The following is a 15,405-nucleotide window of genomic DNA, read 5'->3' as shown; positions in this document are numbered from 1 at the left end:
CAGGGGGAGCGGATTGCGAAACAGGTAATTCAGCATTATGCAGATCGGTAACTGACGTCCTATTCAGTTTGAGTGAGAAGCGAGCATGACACCAGAGGAATTGCTGGGTGAGCTTTCTACCAGAATCTACGAACCGCCGCTTTCCGAGATGCGCGAGGATGGTCGGATCTGTAATGCTGCGGACCCGGTGGCGGTGCTGATGCTCATCCTGGACTTTGATACTGAAGTTGCCATGAATGGGATCGATAATTTCATCGGCAACAGTAGCGGCAGGTATATGCGTGAAACCATTACCGCATTGCAGACGATTGGCGCTCAATCTCAGGCGACACTGCTTGAAAAAATTCTTGCGGTTGCGGATGAGGCCGGAATGACTCATGACGCGATCCAGGAGGATCGGTCAGGGCTCGACGAATTCGCCATCACGAGTTTCGAGAAACTGCATGGTGATAAATGGGATGCCGCCTGTGATGGCATCCAGGCACTCGATGAGCAGATCGATTATTCCGACATGCTGGCCTGCGCAGAGACGTATGCAGGAAATCACAGCGCCGTGCTACATCGGGCGCTGGGGATCATAGACGGCTGAAGCATCAGGTACGCGCGACGCAGTTTTTTTCCGTCGTGTGACTCAATGCTGCTCTTTAACCCGGCCGCGGGAGTTATTTCAGAGGTCCTGTCTCGCGCACGAGCGATCTCCTCCCTTTGAGTTTCTACCCCTTCTCTGGATGGTCCTGGCTCATTGTCTCTTCGACAAAAGTCTGCCGATTCTACCCCCCCATTGTGTTCCCTGAATGTTTCAGGGATTTGAAGTGAGTCTTTTTATTTAAACAGGAGATTATTATGCGAAGAGTTCCCAGATTCATTACTAATGATGAGCGTCTTGACGAGTATCGATCACTACCGCTGGATGAGGCTTTTACGCGGATTATTGCTGTCTGGCGATCCCTGCCGGCACTGTACCGCGGACCGGGGCCCATTGGCATGAAAGAGATTCCGCTGGGATCTCAACTGGCCGACTGGCTTGTGTATGAGCATCCGGAAACCGAGCAGGCACTCTACGATCATCTGCAGGATGAGAGTATCGTGTTGCGTGCCTACTGCGTTCATACGCTACTCAAGATGGGCAGTCGCCTGCTGCTGAAGGTGCCTGATACGATAACCGAGTGTCACGATAAGGTGACGCGCTGCTACGGTTGCAGTATCGTGCCTGCCCCTTTGTCTGACCTGTTCACCGACGAACTAAGTTCCAACAGCAGGATGTTCGCAGGAGAAGACGCGAACAAACCCAGTGGCTGGTGGCATCACGAGTCAGAGCGGTAACAGGCGGCATTCAGCAGAATGCGGATCTGAATCGATGAAAATCGTAGGCCCGGCCGGTGTCGCTGAAGTTCAGTCAGGAACCGCCGGGTCGCAGATCCTCAGTGAAGTGTGCTGGTTTGCTGCCTGAAAAATGACAGGCTCCGGTCTTATCAACTACGTCATTTTGTCATTTTGAACACTAAATTTATCCAATATTAACATGTTTGATTGTACGCCAACATGTTCTCCAGTATAGTTTCGTTCCGGGTCATTTTTATAGTTGCCGATTTTCGGATTGGCGGCTGGCGTCGCCCTCACCCATCGGTATTTCAAGGCGGACACCTGGAGGATGCGATGTGCGCACGCTCCAGGTCAGACCCGATTGCTGTTGAATTATCTGGTCGAATACATACCTGGAGGGGATCGATGATCGCTTATCACAAACAGAAGAACGGTGTGCGGCGTCGGGGTGGTTTCACCCTGATTGAACTGCTGGTCGTGATCGCAATTATTGGAATGCTGGTTTCGCTGCTGTTGCCTGCGGTGCAGCAGGCGCGTGCCGCCGCACGACGGACTCAGTGTAAGAATCATCTCAAGCAACTCGGAATCGCGCTGCATAGTTTTGCTTCGACTTACGACGGCGACTTTCCGATGATTGGAATCCACGAGGGGGACCCGGGCGAGTATCGTTCGTGGGCGGTCATCCTGCTGCCTTACGTCGAACAGGGAACCGTGTATGAGGCCTTGAAGCAGACGCCGACTTACGATTTGAGTACGGTTTCGATTCCCGTTTATACGTGCCCCGATGACGGGTCTGCGTCAGGCAAGCCGGGGCAGCTGACGTACGTGGTCAACTTTGGTTATGCGGGGCGCAGTTCGATTAACGGGACGCCGATTGCACCTGGATTTATTCAAAAGCCCGGTTATTCGCTTCCGAGCGTTCCCTTCAGTGTGATCGCGTCCAACCGCCATGATTCGGAGACGGCTGACGGCGGATGGGGTACGGGGATGTTCTGGTCTGACAAGCCGGTGAATATCTCGGGCGTCAACGTGGGTGACGGCACTTCGAATACGGTGGCGATGACCGAAAACATCTATGCCGGGAATCTGGGAGAAGCGGTAATCTATTCCGGTAACAGTACGCCAGTCTCCGGCAATCCCGGGTTGTGTCGGGTTGCGTTCGGCATTGGTGATGACGGGATCTGGCTGGAAGGGGAATCGTCGGCCGGTAACGACACGGCGTCGCCGACTTCGTTGAAGATTATTTCCACCGACCTGGAACGCTACGGGATCAACGCGGCTGTGTCGCATCCCGCGGGGGGATCGGAGGGGCTGATGCCGGCTCCCAATTCCCGCCACACGGGCGGTGTGAACATGCTGTGGGTTGACGGTCGCGTGACGTTCGTGAGTGAGAACATCAACCAGGAAATCTACGCGGAATCGCTGACCTGGAATGGTGGCGACCAGCGGAGCAGAAGCAGTTCTCAGTATTGAGTGGCTATGCTGTCATGTTGTTCTCGTCGAGCCAGTCTTCAAGTTTCTCGTTTGCCCTGAATCAACCTGACCTGGAGAGATGCAGCGATTAAGGGCGCTCCGCCTGACTCGTGGATCGTGCGGATAATCAAGCTGTATTCTTGAGCTGGTGATGATTCTCTCAAGAAAAAGCTTGCCAGCGCGATCAATGTGCAGTATTATCTGCACATTAGAGGAGGAAGTCCGATGTCGCGTTTTACACCAGGCGAACTTGCTGTGATGCAGATCCTGTGGGAACAGGGTGAGCTGAAGCCAAGTGAGTTGCAGGAACTTTTTCCGGAGCCGATCAAAAATCCAGCGCTGCGTTCCTACCTTGCGATCCTCGTTGAGAAGGGGCACATCTCACGTCGCAAGGTCGGTAAGGCTTACTATTACAAGGCGATCACGCGTCGCAAAGCGGCGTTTCGTTCGACGATTCGTCAGATAGTCGATGCTTACTGCGAAGGTTCCGCCAGGAAACTCATTCTAGATCTGATTCGCGCAGAGAAGCTGAGCCAGGATGAGTTACTGGAACTCAAACGGCTGGCAGATGATCCCCAGCAATAATGATTCGGGAGGCGAAGATGTCATCCACCTTGAACTGGTTGATGGGCAGCAGTGATGCTTTATCAAATAGTGCCCTGCTGATTCTGATTCGATTGACGTTGATTCTGATGGTGGCCTGGCTCTGTCACTGTGCCTGCAACCGCTGGAATCCCCGGCTGCGAATTTTACTCTGGCGGATGACGGCGGTCAGTCTGATCTTCGTGACGGTCTTGAGTCTGCTTCCTTACCGACTGCAGCTGGCACTGCTGCCTGCCGCCTCCCCTGTTATGGAAGTGGATGAGGTCGTCGAACCTCCTGATCTGAACGAAACGGCTGCTGCCATAGAGCTGACTGTGCCTGTGAGTGGTCCCTCATCCCGGGAGGTTGAACTTTCTGACAGAGGGTTAATGCCGCTGAATGAACGGCCGCCAATAGAAGACACCGCCGCCACGCAGGCGTCTATTCTTGAGGATACGGTAACTCAGGAGACGGCATGGACAGCGGGTTGGTTTCCCACTGGTTTGTTGGGCTATGTATGTGTTACCTGGGCCTTCGGTGTGGCGCTGCTCACATTGAGCTGGTTGGGCGGCGTGCTCAGTCTCGTGGCACTCTATCGACGTGCGACACCGGTGCCTGCCGAAATTCAGGATCAGGCTGATGCGATTGCTGCACAGCTCGGATATCTGAAATCGATTGATGTGCGTTGCAGTGAGGAAGTGCAAACTCCCTTTATCGTAGGGGCATGGCGGCCCGGGGTATTGATACCGGTGCAGCAATGCGCTGCTGCGGAACGTCAGGAGTTACAGGCGTCACTGGCGCATGAGATTGCCCACTGCCGGGGGAACGACCTGCGCTGGCATCATCTATTTACGCTGTTACAGATCCTGCTCTGGTTCCATCCGCTGATGTGGAGAACCCGCGTCGTGCATGCGGACGCCTGCGATGAACTGTGCGATTTAAAAGCCGCCGGCTACCTGGGGGATGACAAATTGTATGGGCGTCTGCTGGCGGGGCTGGCGTTACGCGTGGCAGCGCAGAACAGGAGTGCTGCCCTGGCGATGGCCCGTCGATCACAGGTGCGCAAACGAATTGAAGCCGTGAGTCGCAACCGGACCAGCAGGGGATTGAACCGCTGGCAGGCGGGCAGCATGCTGACGACGGCGGTCGCGATGGTGGTTCTCCTGGGAGTGGTGCGCATCAGTCGCGCCCAGGAACAGCCGACGGAGGCTAAAGACCAGCCACAGGCAGTGCAGGTCCAGGAGAGTGAGCAGGCTCAGGGCGTCAAAGAGACGCTCACCGGAACCGGCGAACCGGGGGCGACGGTAAAGCTTTATCGTTATCCCGAAGGGTATGCCAAGCCTGTCTTTCAGGGGGAGACAACCATTGACGACCGTGGTCAGTTTACATTTAAAGATGTGCAGATGCCTGGTGCGGGAGGCCGCCTGACCATGGTTGCCACCAAGGCTGGTTATTCGTCGGCGATGTGGTCGATGTGGCCAGAGTACCGTCGATCTAAAATATCTCTGCGTATGAAATCAGACACGGCTGCCTTGAGCGGTACGATTACCGATGAGAACGGAAACCCGGTTGCTGATGCGGTGGTCACGCTGCAGTCAGATCAGTATCCGATACCGGGAGTCCGTATGGCCAAAACCGACAGCCAGGGGCGGTACACCATTAAGGATCTGGCTGCCTGGAATTCAGATAAGTCGAACACAAAGTCCCCGTCGAACAAAAAAGGGTACACGGACACGCGATGTTTGTTCCGGGTGCATCATGCAGATTATCCGATCACAATCGGGTCTTATTCGCAGCTTCCGCAAACTGTTGATGTTACATTGCATCCCCCGGCAATTGTGGAAGGGCAGGTGGTTGATCTGGTGACGGGAGAGCCGCTGGCCGATGTTGAGGTTCATGCGCAAGGGATCGCCCGATATGGTGGTTTCACAACCAGGACGGATGCCAACGGTAACTATAAACTCCGCATGACGAACGATTATTACAATATCTGGGCCGTCGCACCGGAGCGGATGCCCCTGGCGATCAAAGCCCTGAAAGTGACGGAGGGACAGCGGCAGACGGGAAAGGATATTCAAATGGTCCGGGGTGGCTATGTGACCGGGAAAGTGATAGATCCGGCGACGGACCAGCCTATTGATGGCGACAAACGGAAGATGTATGTGGCCCATTACGGTCCGGCGCGACCGATGACCGGGGCCGCAGTCACTAGCACCAGAGTGCAGGCGGATGGAACCTATCGTCTGCATGTGGCGCCGGGACGTAACTACATTTACCTGATGAACGGGAGCTCTACCCCGGGTTATCTGAAAGTCGGCGATGGTCAGACTGTGCACCGTGATATTGTCATCGGTGAGCTGGCGGAGAAGCCGCAGGTTCCTGACCCGGATCTGATGTTGCGGAGTAAGTTAATGAGAGCCGCAATGTTTGATAATCGAAAACAGTCCCCACCTACCGCTACCGAGGAGGATGAGGCAAAGTTGCCTTCCAATAAATCCGTTGGAAAACTACTGGCGGAACTCAAGGAGATGAACTCAGGATCGGACAGGTTCAGCGATGAGTGGGCCAATCAGCTGCGGAAGATCGCGACCCTCGGACCTGACGTCGTGCCGGAACTGGTTGCGGAACTGGATCAGACGTCGGATGATATGCTGCTCCGCTGTCTCGGTTTTATCTTGCGTGCGATTGGCGACAAACGCGCGGTTCCCGGCCTGATCCGGGCAATTCCCAAAACGTTAATTCGCCCCGGTTCCGATATGGGTTTGCAGATTCGGGAAACCGATGTCGCACTGCTCAAGTTCATGCAACAGCACGACCTGAGTCAGCAACACAGAGGCAGTGAATATGGATTTGGGCGGCCTGTCCGTGAAATCTTTGGTGCCCTGGAGTCGCTGACCGGTCAGAATTTTGGTGATCAGGAACTGTATCACATCTTTCTGAATGAGTACGATTTCCCCAGTCAGAAACAGGCCAAAGCGGCGCTGTTCCACCAGGTTGCAGAGCGTTGGGCGCAGTGGTGGGAGAAGCACGGACGGGAACTCACCGATGACCCCGCGTTTTATCAAGTGAACCTGCCGTCGTTGCCTGCACCGGCAGCGACTGATCCCATTTCGTCCTCTGCGCTGTTGAAGACGAAGAGTGGTACGAGCGGCTGGGTGCTGCAGTCGATTCGTAGCGCACCGGAGGGGCTCGTGTTTTATGATCTCGATACGGGACGGGCTGCGCCACTTCCCGAGCGCTGGAGGGAGAAAGAAATTTCAGAGGACCGGTTTAAGGAAATCCGGGAATGGGCGGCTGGGCAGGGTTACGATATGCTGGGGGACGAAATCAAGGGAGAAGAGGGGCAGACTCAGTTTGTTCTGCGGCCCATCGGACTCCGCACGTGGGAGCTACCCAAGTCGCGGTGGAAAGAATCCTTGAGCCAGACTTCCATCGATGCACTGCAGGCGGAGGGACGCGCCAACCAACAGGATCTGCTGGTGAGCTTCGATCCGGAAACCAACCAAGCCAGACCGCTGGATACCGTGACGTTCTTCTACATCACGCGTGAAGGAACGCCGGGGATTCTATATGTGGGGATCGAAGTCCAGGACGACAGTCTGAAGCCGGGCGGTGTTTCGACCGGAGACGATGAGTTGAACCCGGTTGCCTTCCGTAAAGGACGTCGGTTTGGACTGAATCGGCTGGTGACGGGAGCGAATTTATTCCGCGGGAGGTGAGACCGGTTCTTCCTCTTCTTGCTGGACGACGATTTTCGGGCGGAGCAGCAGGAAGGTGCGCGTCTGATTGGCGGTGGTCTTCTTGAAGACTTTCGCGTCGGCCGCTTTGTCTGTGACGGGGATTCCTGTCTGATTGGTCTTTCCCTGGACGAGTTCGATGAGGACGGCTTTGCCATCGGGGACGGTCGTGACGTAGGTCTGCAGTTGCTGAGGCTCGGACTGTTGTTCGCTGACCCGCAGGTTGAGGCGGACTTCACGACGATCTGCGGAAATCACCGGCTGCAGATAGAAGGGACGCTGCAACGGGTGCGGCTTACCTCCCGCCGAATACTCGGTCACATGGGCGGTGTAGCCGTTCAACAAAGCGACCTCAGGCGGCTGGATCAGATTGGTGCGGCTGTGGTTTTGTGCTGCTTCGAGGAGTGACTTGACCTCTTCATCGCTGAGCAGGACTCCCCCCAGCGGACCTTTGTTTTGTTGAGTGCGGGCCATCAGACTGTTGGCATCCAGATCGAGGCCCAGACGTTCCCAGGCTTTATCCGGCAGGTTTTCCAGGATGCGGGTTTCTACGGAAACGTGAAAATCCCGCTGCCGGCGGAGTTCTGTGAGTAGTGTTTCGATTTCCTGGTGCGCCTCTTTCGACTGCCGGATGACCAGGCACATCGTGGGATCAAACGCGCGAATCGAACCTGTGCCACCGATCCGCTCCCAATCGACAGGTTGCACCGAGGCTTCAATGACTTCGATCAGTGAGTTGAAGTCGACCGAGTTTCTGTTGACGACCGGAATTGGTTCATCAGCGGAAACCGGACCGGTCATGGGAATGGGGATTACTAAATCGGCGACGGGGTAGGTGCGTGTGGTGCGCTCGCCCTGGGCCCGCGTCTTACTGGTAATGACGAGGACTTCATCTTTGAAGGTATACGCGAGATCCAGTGGCGACAGCATCAGGTTGAGCACGCTCTTTAACTGGATGCCTTCGACTTCGATGGTGACGGGATTCTCAGGGATTATGCCGACTTCATTCAGACCCCGAGTATCGACGAAAACGTTAATGCCTAAATCCCGGGAGAGCGTACGCAGCACGTCGGCCAGCGGTTTCTTTTCGGCCTTCAGTGTAACGGACTTTTTGAGTGCCTTCCGGATCGTTAATTCGGAGGGAGTGACATTCGCTGGTGGATTCAAAGCTTGTGGCGGTGCCGCGAAGGATGCCTGTTTAATCGGCTTGTCCTGCGGCTGTTCTGCAGGATCGTCTGCGAGGACAAAGCCTTGGATTAACAGGAGTGTCAGCAGGGTCAGCGTTAATTGATATCGCATGGTTCGATTCCTTTCGCGAGAGCGCGGCCCCGGGTTGAGGCGATTGATTCCGTTCCTCATCAGCTCGATGCGGCGACAATTTCGGGGCCCGCAGGGGCGCTGTCAGCCGGGGTGGGGCAGTTGCGTTTGCTGACAATTGTCTACTACCAGAGTCGCGGCACTCTACCTCGTAACCCCGAAATCTGTCAAGACGAACCAGTGGGGTGGCGGTGGGACGAGGTGCTTTCGCGAGGAAACGCAGGTACTTACTTGAAAAGCAAGGGGAAATAAACGTAAATACACTATGTGGTTGCGTATGTTCTATGCGTCTCTATTAAAGCCGATTTGATTCCAGACTGAAACGAGGTTCACCATGGATGAGAAGTATTTTTCCCGTAAGGCGTGCTGGCATACGATGGAGGGGCAACTGGTGGTACACGACAGCTTCAGTGAGCACGCGCCGCGGATGATCACGATGGAACCCTGGTACGCGGTGGTATTCATGTCTGCCGATGGCGAACATACGGTCGATGAATTTGTGTCACAAATGGCTGATCAGTACGAAGCGGGGGAACCGGCGGGGCTGCGGGAGCAGATTCACGAAATCATGGGCACCTTGATCGAGGAAGGAATTTTACGACTGCATGAGGAACCAGAGCCGCTGCCAACCTACTTTGCGGAGGAGTACTTCGAGCAGGATGCGGAAATCCGAAACCAACAGATGCAGGCGGATGGTCTGATAGAGTGAGCTCTTTTCCTGAAAATCAGTTCCTGCAGAGCTATCTCATGAATCATGTAATCTACCACAGTCTGTCGTAACAGGAGCCAGGAGGAAAGTTCATGCCTGACCGGCGGAATCATCGGGGCGCTCATCCCCAGGATCGGTTGCTGTTTGCGCGCGATGCGGAGCCTGATCTGCGCCGGGCGACTTCTGATCTGAACTGGCTGTTGACCCGTGGGTATGCGTCGGTCTCTGCACTCAAGCTGGTGGGGGATCGCTATGCGTTGAACGCGCGACAGCGGCTGGCGGTGGGCCGCTGTGCCTGTAGTGAGGAGGACGCGAACCGGCGGCAGATGCATCAGGTCGAGACGCCGGACCTTGCGGGGGCGGAGTTGTGGATCGATGGGTATAACGTGCTGACGTCGCTGGAAGCGGCACTGTCGGGCGGGGTCATTCTACTGGCCCACGATGGCTGCCTGCGGGACATGGCCAGCATGCATGGCAGTTATCGGAAGGTGGCCGAGACGATCCCTGCGATTCAGATCCTGGGCGAACTGCTGGCGGAGTGGCAGGTGGCCGGTTGTCGCTGGTTGCTGGATCAGCCGGTCTCCAACAGTGGGCGTTTGAAGACGATGCTGCGGGAACTCAGTGAGGAGCGGGGCTGGAACTGGGAGATCGACCTCGTGCCTGACCCCGACCCTGTGTTGAGCGCCGCCAACCAGATCGTGGCTTCCGCGGACAGCCAGATTCTCAACCAGGCCGGGCGGTGGTTCAACCTGGCGCGGACCGCTGTCGAAGAGCGCGTACCCGAAGCGTGGGTGGTGGATCTGTCGGGTTATTGATTTTTTCGTATCGGGTCGGATGCGGATCTGTTAGACTGGTGTTCGTACTTCTACTGCTGAGTTTTTGACCTGACTCTGTCCCAGAGTCTCCAGCGAGAAAGAGACCATCATGGCCAACTGGTATGTGAAACGTGGTGACCAGACAGCAGGCCCCTTGACACGGGAACGGCTGATTGAACTGGCGGCGCAGGGCAAAGTACAGGAGTCGGATCTGGTGAGAGAAGGAGAGGCGGGTGAATTCCGACCTGCGGGCCAGATACCGGGACTCTTGCCGGCGGAGACAGTCAGCAGTGGGGGCTCCGACTTTGAACAGACGGGTTCCGCTACCGCTGGCCCGAAGAAAAACAACACGACGCTGATTCTGGTCCTCGCGATTCTGGGGGGTGGGGGCATTCTCGTCGTCCTGGTGCTGGTGGCTCTGCTGCTGCCTGCCGTTGAGCAGGCGCGCGAAGCAGCCCGGCGGTCGGCTTCCAAAAACAATCTGAAGATGATCGGCCTGGCGATGCATAACTATCACGACACGTTCCGGGTGTTTACCCCGGGGGGGACGACCAACGTGGAAGGCAAGCCGAACCACAGCTGGCAGACGTTCATTCTGCCCTTTATGGATCAGGCGCCGTTATACAATCGAATTAACATCCATCAACCCTGGACGACGCCGGAAAACCGGAAGCATTTTACCCAGGTCATTCCTGACTATCTGCATCCATCCGTTGAGGAAACCGTTTCTCCAGACGGGTTGGCGCTGTCGCATTACATCGGGAACGAACTGTTGCTGGAGACCAATGGGAACACTCGGTTTCGTGACATCACTGATGGCGCCTCGACTACGATCATGGCGATTGAATCGGGAGAGGGCTTCAAGCCGTGGGGCGATCCGACCAATATCGATCATCCTGCCAACGTGATGCGAGAGGGGAGGAAGACGTCGATGGTGGGGGGCAATCATGTGCTGCTCTCCGACGGGGCGGTGCGATTTGTTTCGGAGAATATTGATCCGGATGTGTTAAAGGCGATGAGTACTCCCAACGGTGGTGAAGCCATCGGTGAATTTTGAGCGAATGTCAGACAACCGGCAAAAGAAGAAAGAGGCAGGTCTCCACTTAATGAGTCCTGCCTTTTTTATTTCAACGCTGTTACGAATGCCTGTTCGATAATCGCTGGTTCTGGTCGCTCCTTTTTTCAGAATTGTGAATTTCCGCCGCCAAGTTTGCGCTGTGCAGACGCTTGAGAGGTTGAGCACTGTTCGTCAACTGACGTCAGTATTCCCCTTTCGTATTTGCCTGACACATGGTTTTGCAGTTTGAATAATGAGGTATCTCTATGAATTCCAGTGATTTATGTCAGAGGTTGCGCGTTTCGGAATCGCAGTTTCGCAAAATCTGCCAGCACCTGAAGATTGCGGCCGCCGATGATATCCAGAGGACCTTTACGCCCCGGGAGATTCAGCGGCTGCAGCATTTTGTAGAGACGCGGCGGTCTGCGACCGGGAAAAAGAATGCGACAAAGATCAAAAGCGGAGCATCGACCCGCGATTCAACAACGCCCCCCAAACCGACGTCATCTGAGAAACCACGGGTTGTTGCGCAGACCGCGTCGACGAAACCTGCCCCTGCCGAAAAGCCGGTAGAGGCCACCGCGTTACCAGTGCGGACCAGTACTGAGTCGGAGTCGAAGACGCCCGAAGTGGTTGCCGGTCTGCCGGAATCCGAGACGGCTCCGGTTCTGATGCGGGCGATCGCTTATGTGATCGATGCGTTGCTGACGTTGATCCTGGCACCGCTGGTGTTGATTCCGATCCTGGGGCAGATTCTCATCGGGCTGATGCTGTGCTGCTACTGGCTGTTCCGCGATGCCGCGGGGGCCAGTCCCGGGAAACTGCTGCTGGGATTGCAGGTGTCGAATAACAGTGCCGACCCGGCACGGGTTGGACCGCGGATCTTAAGAAATATTCCGCTGTGCATCGGACCGTTCCTGTTTTGTATTCCGATAATCGGATTCGTGATTGGCGTGCCGGTTGCTATTCTGGTGGTGCTGACTGAGGTGATCATGCTGCTCGTTACAGGAAGGCGGATCGGCGATTTGCTGGGTGATACTTCGATCAAAACCGTTCCCAAAGTCAGGCTGGTCAGTGAGCCGTAAGGGGTGGTTGTCTGAAACGGCGCTCGAGGCCTAAGTGGTTCGGGAATCGTCACCAAACAGTTTAAATTCGGGGTGCAGGTGTGCATAATGAGAGAGACTCTTCCTTTATCATATATCGATCGAGATCTCTCAGGATACGGGCATGCGCAACTCGGAATACCAGCGACTTCTCAACGAATCGCTACAGGGCAACCAGGAGGCGATCGGGCAATTGCTGGATCGCCACCGGCCCTATTTGAAATTCATCACGCAACGGGCGCTGGATGGTCGTCTGCAGGCACGCGTGGATGATTCGGATATCGTGCAGCAGACCTGTCTGTCGGCGCTGCGGAACTTTCAACAGTTCGACGGGAAAGAAGAGGCGCAGTTTGTTGCCTGGTTACAGAAAATCCATGAACGGAATATTCAGGATACGATACGTCGACACGCGGGTGCAGAGAAGCGGGCCGTTGGTAATGAAGTCGCGGGCTCGCGGCTGGAGGGGCTGTTTCACCTGGAAACCCTGAGTCCCTCACAAAGGGTGATGCAGGCCGAGGATGCGGTGCGGCTGGCTGAAGTGCTGGCGTCGATTCCCGCAAACCAGGCGGAAGCGGTGCGGTTAAGGCACATCGAAGGCTGGTCGCTGGCGGATCTGGAGCAACACTTTGGTCGTTCGGAAACGGCGGTGGCCTCCCTGATCAAACGCGGACTCGAAAATTTACGCAAACGACTCAACGGTGATGCCTGAGTCAGCGTTGAGTCGATCCTCTGCCGTCGATTGAAGGGGAGTGAGCGTAGAGTTTTCGTCCTGTTTTCTGCTAAACTGAAGTCATGTCTGAAACCGGATGGATGAAATTGTTCTCTCGGCGGCTGCTGAAATGGATCGAGTTTGCGGTGAACTGGCTCAAAGGTCGCGAACCGCTGCTGCTGGTCTTTTTTCTGATCCTGGCCGGCTCTACCTGGGCGTTCATTGAGCTCACCGACGAGGTGCTGGAACAGGAGACCCAGGCATTCGACAAGTGGGTCATTCGTTCCATGCGGCGGGCCGATGATCCGTCGATTCCCATCGGACCGCCCTGGGTGCAGGAGATGGGCCGCGATCTGACTGCGCTGGGGGGCGTGGCGACACTGGTCTTCTTTACGACGGTCGTGGCCGGATATCTCTGGATCGAAGGCAAAAAGCGGGTGATCCTGTTATTGCTGTTCGCTTCCCTCGGTGGGCTGCTGCTCAGTTCTGCGCTCAAGCATTTCATCAGCCGTCCCCGCCCGGATGTGGTGCCGCATCTTTCGTATGTTTATACCAGCAGCTTCCCCAGTGGCCACTCGATGCTTTCCGCGGTGATCTATCTCACGCTGGGGGCACTGCTCGCATCGGTGATTCAGCGGACCCGGGTGAAGATATACGTGCTCTGTGTGGCGCTGCTGCTGACGGTGTTGATCGGGCTCAGTCGGATATACCTCGGCGTGCATTACCCGACCGATGTGATTGCCGGCTGGACCGCGGGGCTGGCGTGGGCGCTGTTCTGCTGGATTTTCGCGCGCTGGTTACAACAGCGGCATCAGATTGAAGATGCCAGTCCGACCTCAGAATCTGCTGCTGCCGACTCCGAGGTCTGACTGTCCGTCGATCAGGCGACATCCGGAATGCCTGCGTGCATCAATGGTCGGGGACCGGAGGTGGGCCAGTGAAAACGGCGCTGGTCTGCGGGGATGGGGACATCGTTGATGCTGGCTTCGCGACGGCGCATGAGTCCTGCTTCGTCAAACTCCCAGAGTTCATTTCCATAGGCGCGAAACCATTGGCCGTCTGCATCGTGATACTCGTACTGAAAGCGAACGCCGATGCGGTTTTCCGAATAGCTCCACAGCGATTTGACGAGCCGGTAATCGAGTTCCCGTTCCCATTTGCCGGCGAGGAATTCCCGGATCTGATCGCGTCCCTGCAGAAACTGATCGCGGTTCCGCCACTCGGAATCCGGGGAGTAGGCCAGGGAGACCGTTTCAGGGTCGCGGCTGTTCCAGGCATCTTCCGCAGCACGGACTTTGGCGGTGGCGGTGGCGAAATTGAACGGGGGTTTGATGGCAGTCATGTGTGTCTCCTTTGTTGGTCTGGAATTATAAAAAACAGACAGGTCTGTATAATGTCTATTTAAAAACGAGAACGAGGCGGACCTCATTCGATAGCGTGTGACTCTGGTACCAGTTAGTTCGTATTTAGTACGATTATCAGCGAAGACACCTGACCGGGGCGAATGCATTGCGGCTGGTTCTTCTTTGCAGTTGTCGCGTGTCTGAATAATCGAAGTATACAGGTCTGTCTATTTCTGTCAAGTGGTGAATCCGGGTTTCCTGCCGCTTGTCCCGGCGGATGTGGGGCGTATAATGCCGGGAACACTCCCATTGCAGGACGACCTGCATGTTTTTCCCGTCGGCGGGGACGACCCTGCCACAGCAGTGACAGGTGCGTTATGGCATGGGTGATTCTTTTGATGGCGGCGGTGCTGGAGATCGGCTGGGCAGTCGGGATGAAATACACGGACGGTTTCACTCGGTTATGGCCCAGCGTGCTGACCATTGGCATGATGGCGGCGAGCATGTTCCTGCTGGCCCTGGCGGTCCGCACGATTCCGGTGGGCACCGGTTACGCGGTCTGGACGGGGATCGGCGCATTAGGGACGGCGGTGCTGAGTGCCTTCCTGTTTGGTGAACCGGTCACGATCTGGCGCGGGCTCTGTCTGGTGCTGATCGTGGGGGGCGTGCTGGGGCTGAAGCTTTCGGCTTCGTGAGTGGCGGGTGCTATCCTGCATATAGAGATTCTCTTTTTGACATCTCAGCAAACTTCATGGTATGATCATGTGATCGCTACTTTCCCAGTCAGGAGACAGTCATGTCAACCGGTTATCCCCCAGAGATTCTCAAGTTCATCGAAGAAGAAATGGCCAGCGGTCATTATGAAGATGAAAGCGCCCTGGTTACAGAAGCGCTGGAGGTCTTTCGGGAGTTGAAGCAGAGACACGCCGAGCTGAAGCAGCAGATTCAGCAGTCCCTGGAAGCCGAGAGAGAAGGCCGGGTGATGCCCCTTGATATCGATGCAATCGTTTCAGAGTTGGAATCGTGTTGTTAACGATGATTGGCTTTCGGTTTTCAGTGTTGTATTGTTTCTGATTTCCGCAAGAGTGCCCTGCGACCTCCTGTTCGCTGCGCTCACCCCGAATTGCATTCGGGGCCACCCGGTTAATTTGAGCGGAATGGCGCTAGTAACTCCGATTACAAATAGTTTCCCACCAAAGCAAATTGTTGCCATTGCTTCCTGGTTTTCCTGAGTTCT

General features: G+C 55.8%; 15 protein-coding genes. 13 read left to right on the top strand and 2 right to left on the bottom strand.

The window, feature by feature from the left end; all coding sequences use genetic code 11:
* Nucleotides 1-85: 85 nt before the first annotated feature.
* From FYZ48_RS19735 to FYZ48_RS19715, 5 genes are all read left to right on the top strand, one after another.
* Complete coding sequence (locus FYZ48_RS19735) at nucleotides 86-589, top strand: DMP19 family protein (protein ID WP_149343534.1); 504 nt, start codon at nucleotides 86-88, stop codon at nucleotides 587-589.
* Nucleotides 590-843: 254 nt separating this feature from the next.
* Entirely contained in the window at nucleotides 844-1,323 is a 480-nt protein-coding gene (locus tag FYZ48_RS19730) for a hypothetical protein (protein ID WP_149343533.1), read from the top strand.
* 405 nt (nucleotides 1,324-1,728) lie between these two features.
* On the top strand, nucleotides 1,729-2,796 hold the full coding sequence (locus FYZ48_RS19725) for a DUF1559 family PulG-like putative transporter (RefSeq protein ID WP_149343531.1): 1,068 nt from the start codon (nucleotides 1,729-1,731) through the stop codon (nucleotides 2,794-2,796).
* Nucleotides 2,797-3,021: 225 nt separating this feature from the next.
* Nucleotides 3,022-3,381 carry a BlaI/MecI/CopY family transcriptional regulator gene (locus FYZ48_RS19720; RefSeq protein ID WP_149343529.1) on the top strand — a complete coding sequence of 120 codons (360 nt, stop codon included), beginning with the start codon at nucleotides 3,022-3,024 and terminating at the stop codon, nucleotides 3,379-3,381.
* Between the two features lie 17 nt (nucleotides 3,382-3,398).
* Nucleotides 3,399-7,097 (top strand): M56 family metallopeptidase, encoded by a 3,699-nt coding sequence (locus FYZ48_RS19715; RefSeq protein ID WP_187782118.1) that lies wholly within the window; start codon nucleotides 3,399-3,401, stop codon nucleotides 7,095-7,097.
* Here FYZ48_RS19715 and FYZ48_RS19710 read toward each other — a convergent pair.
* Nucleotides 7,080-8,414, bottom strand: coding sequence for a hypothetical protein (locus FYZ48_RS19710; protein ID WP_149343524.1), 1,335 nt, complete (start codon nucleotides 8,412-8,414; stop codon nucleotides 7,080-7,082). The two genes, FYZ48_RS19715 and FYZ48_RS19710, sit on opposite strands and share 18 nt — an antisense overlap.
* A gap of 352 nt (nucleotides 8,415-8,766) precedes the next feature.
* Between FYZ48_RS19710 and FYZ48_RS19705 the strand changes: the two genes are divergently transcribed.
* The 6 genes from FYZ48_RS19705 (at nucleotide 8,767) to FYZ48_RS19680 (ending at nucleotide 13,694) form a co-directional block, all read left to right on the top strand.
* On the top strand, nucleotides 8,767-9,141 hold the full coding sequence (locus FYZ48_RS19705) for a PqqD family peptide modification chaperone (RefSeq protein WP_149343522.1): 375 nt from the start codon (nucleotides 8,767-8,769) through the stop codon (nucleotides 9,139-9,141).
* Between the two features lie 92 nt (nucleotides 9,142-9,233).
* Nucleotides 9,234-9,956, top strand: coding sequence for a DUF434 domain-containing protein (locus tag FYZ48_RS19700; RefSeq protein ID WP_149343520.1), 723 nt, complete (start codon nucleotides 9,234-9,236; stop codon nucleotides 9,954-9,956).
* A 109-nt stretch (nucleotides 9,957-10,065) separates the two neighbouring features.
* Complete coding sequence (locus FYZ48_RS19695) at nucleotides 10,066-11,013, top strand: DUF1559 family PulG-like putative transporter (RefSeq protein WP_149343518.1); 948 nt, start codon at nucleotides 10,066-10,068, stop codon at nucleotides 11,011-11,013.
* 266 nt (nucleotides 11,014-11,279) lie between these two features.
* The gene (locus FYZ48_RS19690; RefSeq protein WP_149343516.1) at nucleotides 11,280-12,098 is read left to right on the top strand and encodes an RDD family protein; all 819 of its coding nucleotides are present in this window, start codon (nucleotides 11,280-11,282) and stop codon (nucleotides 12,096-12,098) included.
* Between the two features lie 142 nt (nucleotides 12,099-12,240).
* Nucleotides 12,241-12,825, top strand: a complete 585-nt coding sequence (locus tag FYZ48_RS19685; RefSeq protein ID WP_149343514.1) for a sigma-70 family RNA polymerase sigma factor — start codon at nucleotides 12,241-12,243, stop codon at nucleotides 12,823-12,825.
* Nucleotides 12,826-12,926: 101 nt separating this feature from the next.
* Nucleotides 12,927-13,694, top strand: coding sequence for a phosphatase PAP2 family protein (locus tag FYZ48_RS19680; RefSeq protein ID WP_149343512.1), 768 nt, complete (start codon nucleotides 12,927-12,929; stop codon nucleotides 13,692-13,694).
* An 11-nt stretch (nucleotides 13,695-13,705) separates the two neighbouring features.
* On the opposite strand, the gene FYZ48_RS19675 is transcribed toward FYZ48_RS19680, so the two are convergent.
* A complete protein-coding gene (locus FYZ48_RS19675) occupies nucleotides 13,706-14,167 on the bottom strand; it encodes a nuclear transport factor 2 family protein (RefSeq protein ID WP_145438359.1) in 462 nt (153 codons plus the stop codon).
* Between the two features lie 378 nt (nucleotides 14,168-14,545).
* On the opposite strand from FYZ48_RS19675, the gene FYZ48_RS19670 reads away from it, so the two are divergent.
* The gene (locus FYZ48_RS19670; RefSeq protein ID WP_149343510.1) at nucleotides 14,546-14,863 is read left to right on the top strand and encodes a DMT family transporter; all 318 of its coding nucleotides are present in this window, start codon (nucleotides 14,546-14,548) and stop codon (nucleotides 14,861-14,863) included.
* Nucleotides 14,864-14,964: 101 nt separating this feature from the next.
* Nucleotides 14,965-15,201 carry a ribbon-helix-helix domain-containing protein gene (locus FYZ48_RS19665; protein ID WP_149343508.1) on the top strand — a complete coding sequence of 79 codons (237 nt, stop codon included), beginning with the start codon at nucleotides 14,965-14,967 and terminating at the stop codon, nucleotides 15,199-15,201.
* Nucleotides 15,202-15,405: the final 204 nt, after the last annotated feature.

Origin of the sequence: Gimesia chilikensis (genome assembly GCF_008329715.1) — a bacterium.
GTDB classification, from domain to species: domain Bacteria; phylum Planctomycetota; class Planctomycetia; order Planctomycetales; family Planctomycetaceae; genus Gimesia; species Gimesia chilikensis.
Note: the sequence above shows the minus strand (reverse complement) of the source record. Positions and strands in the feature narration are given on the sequence as shown.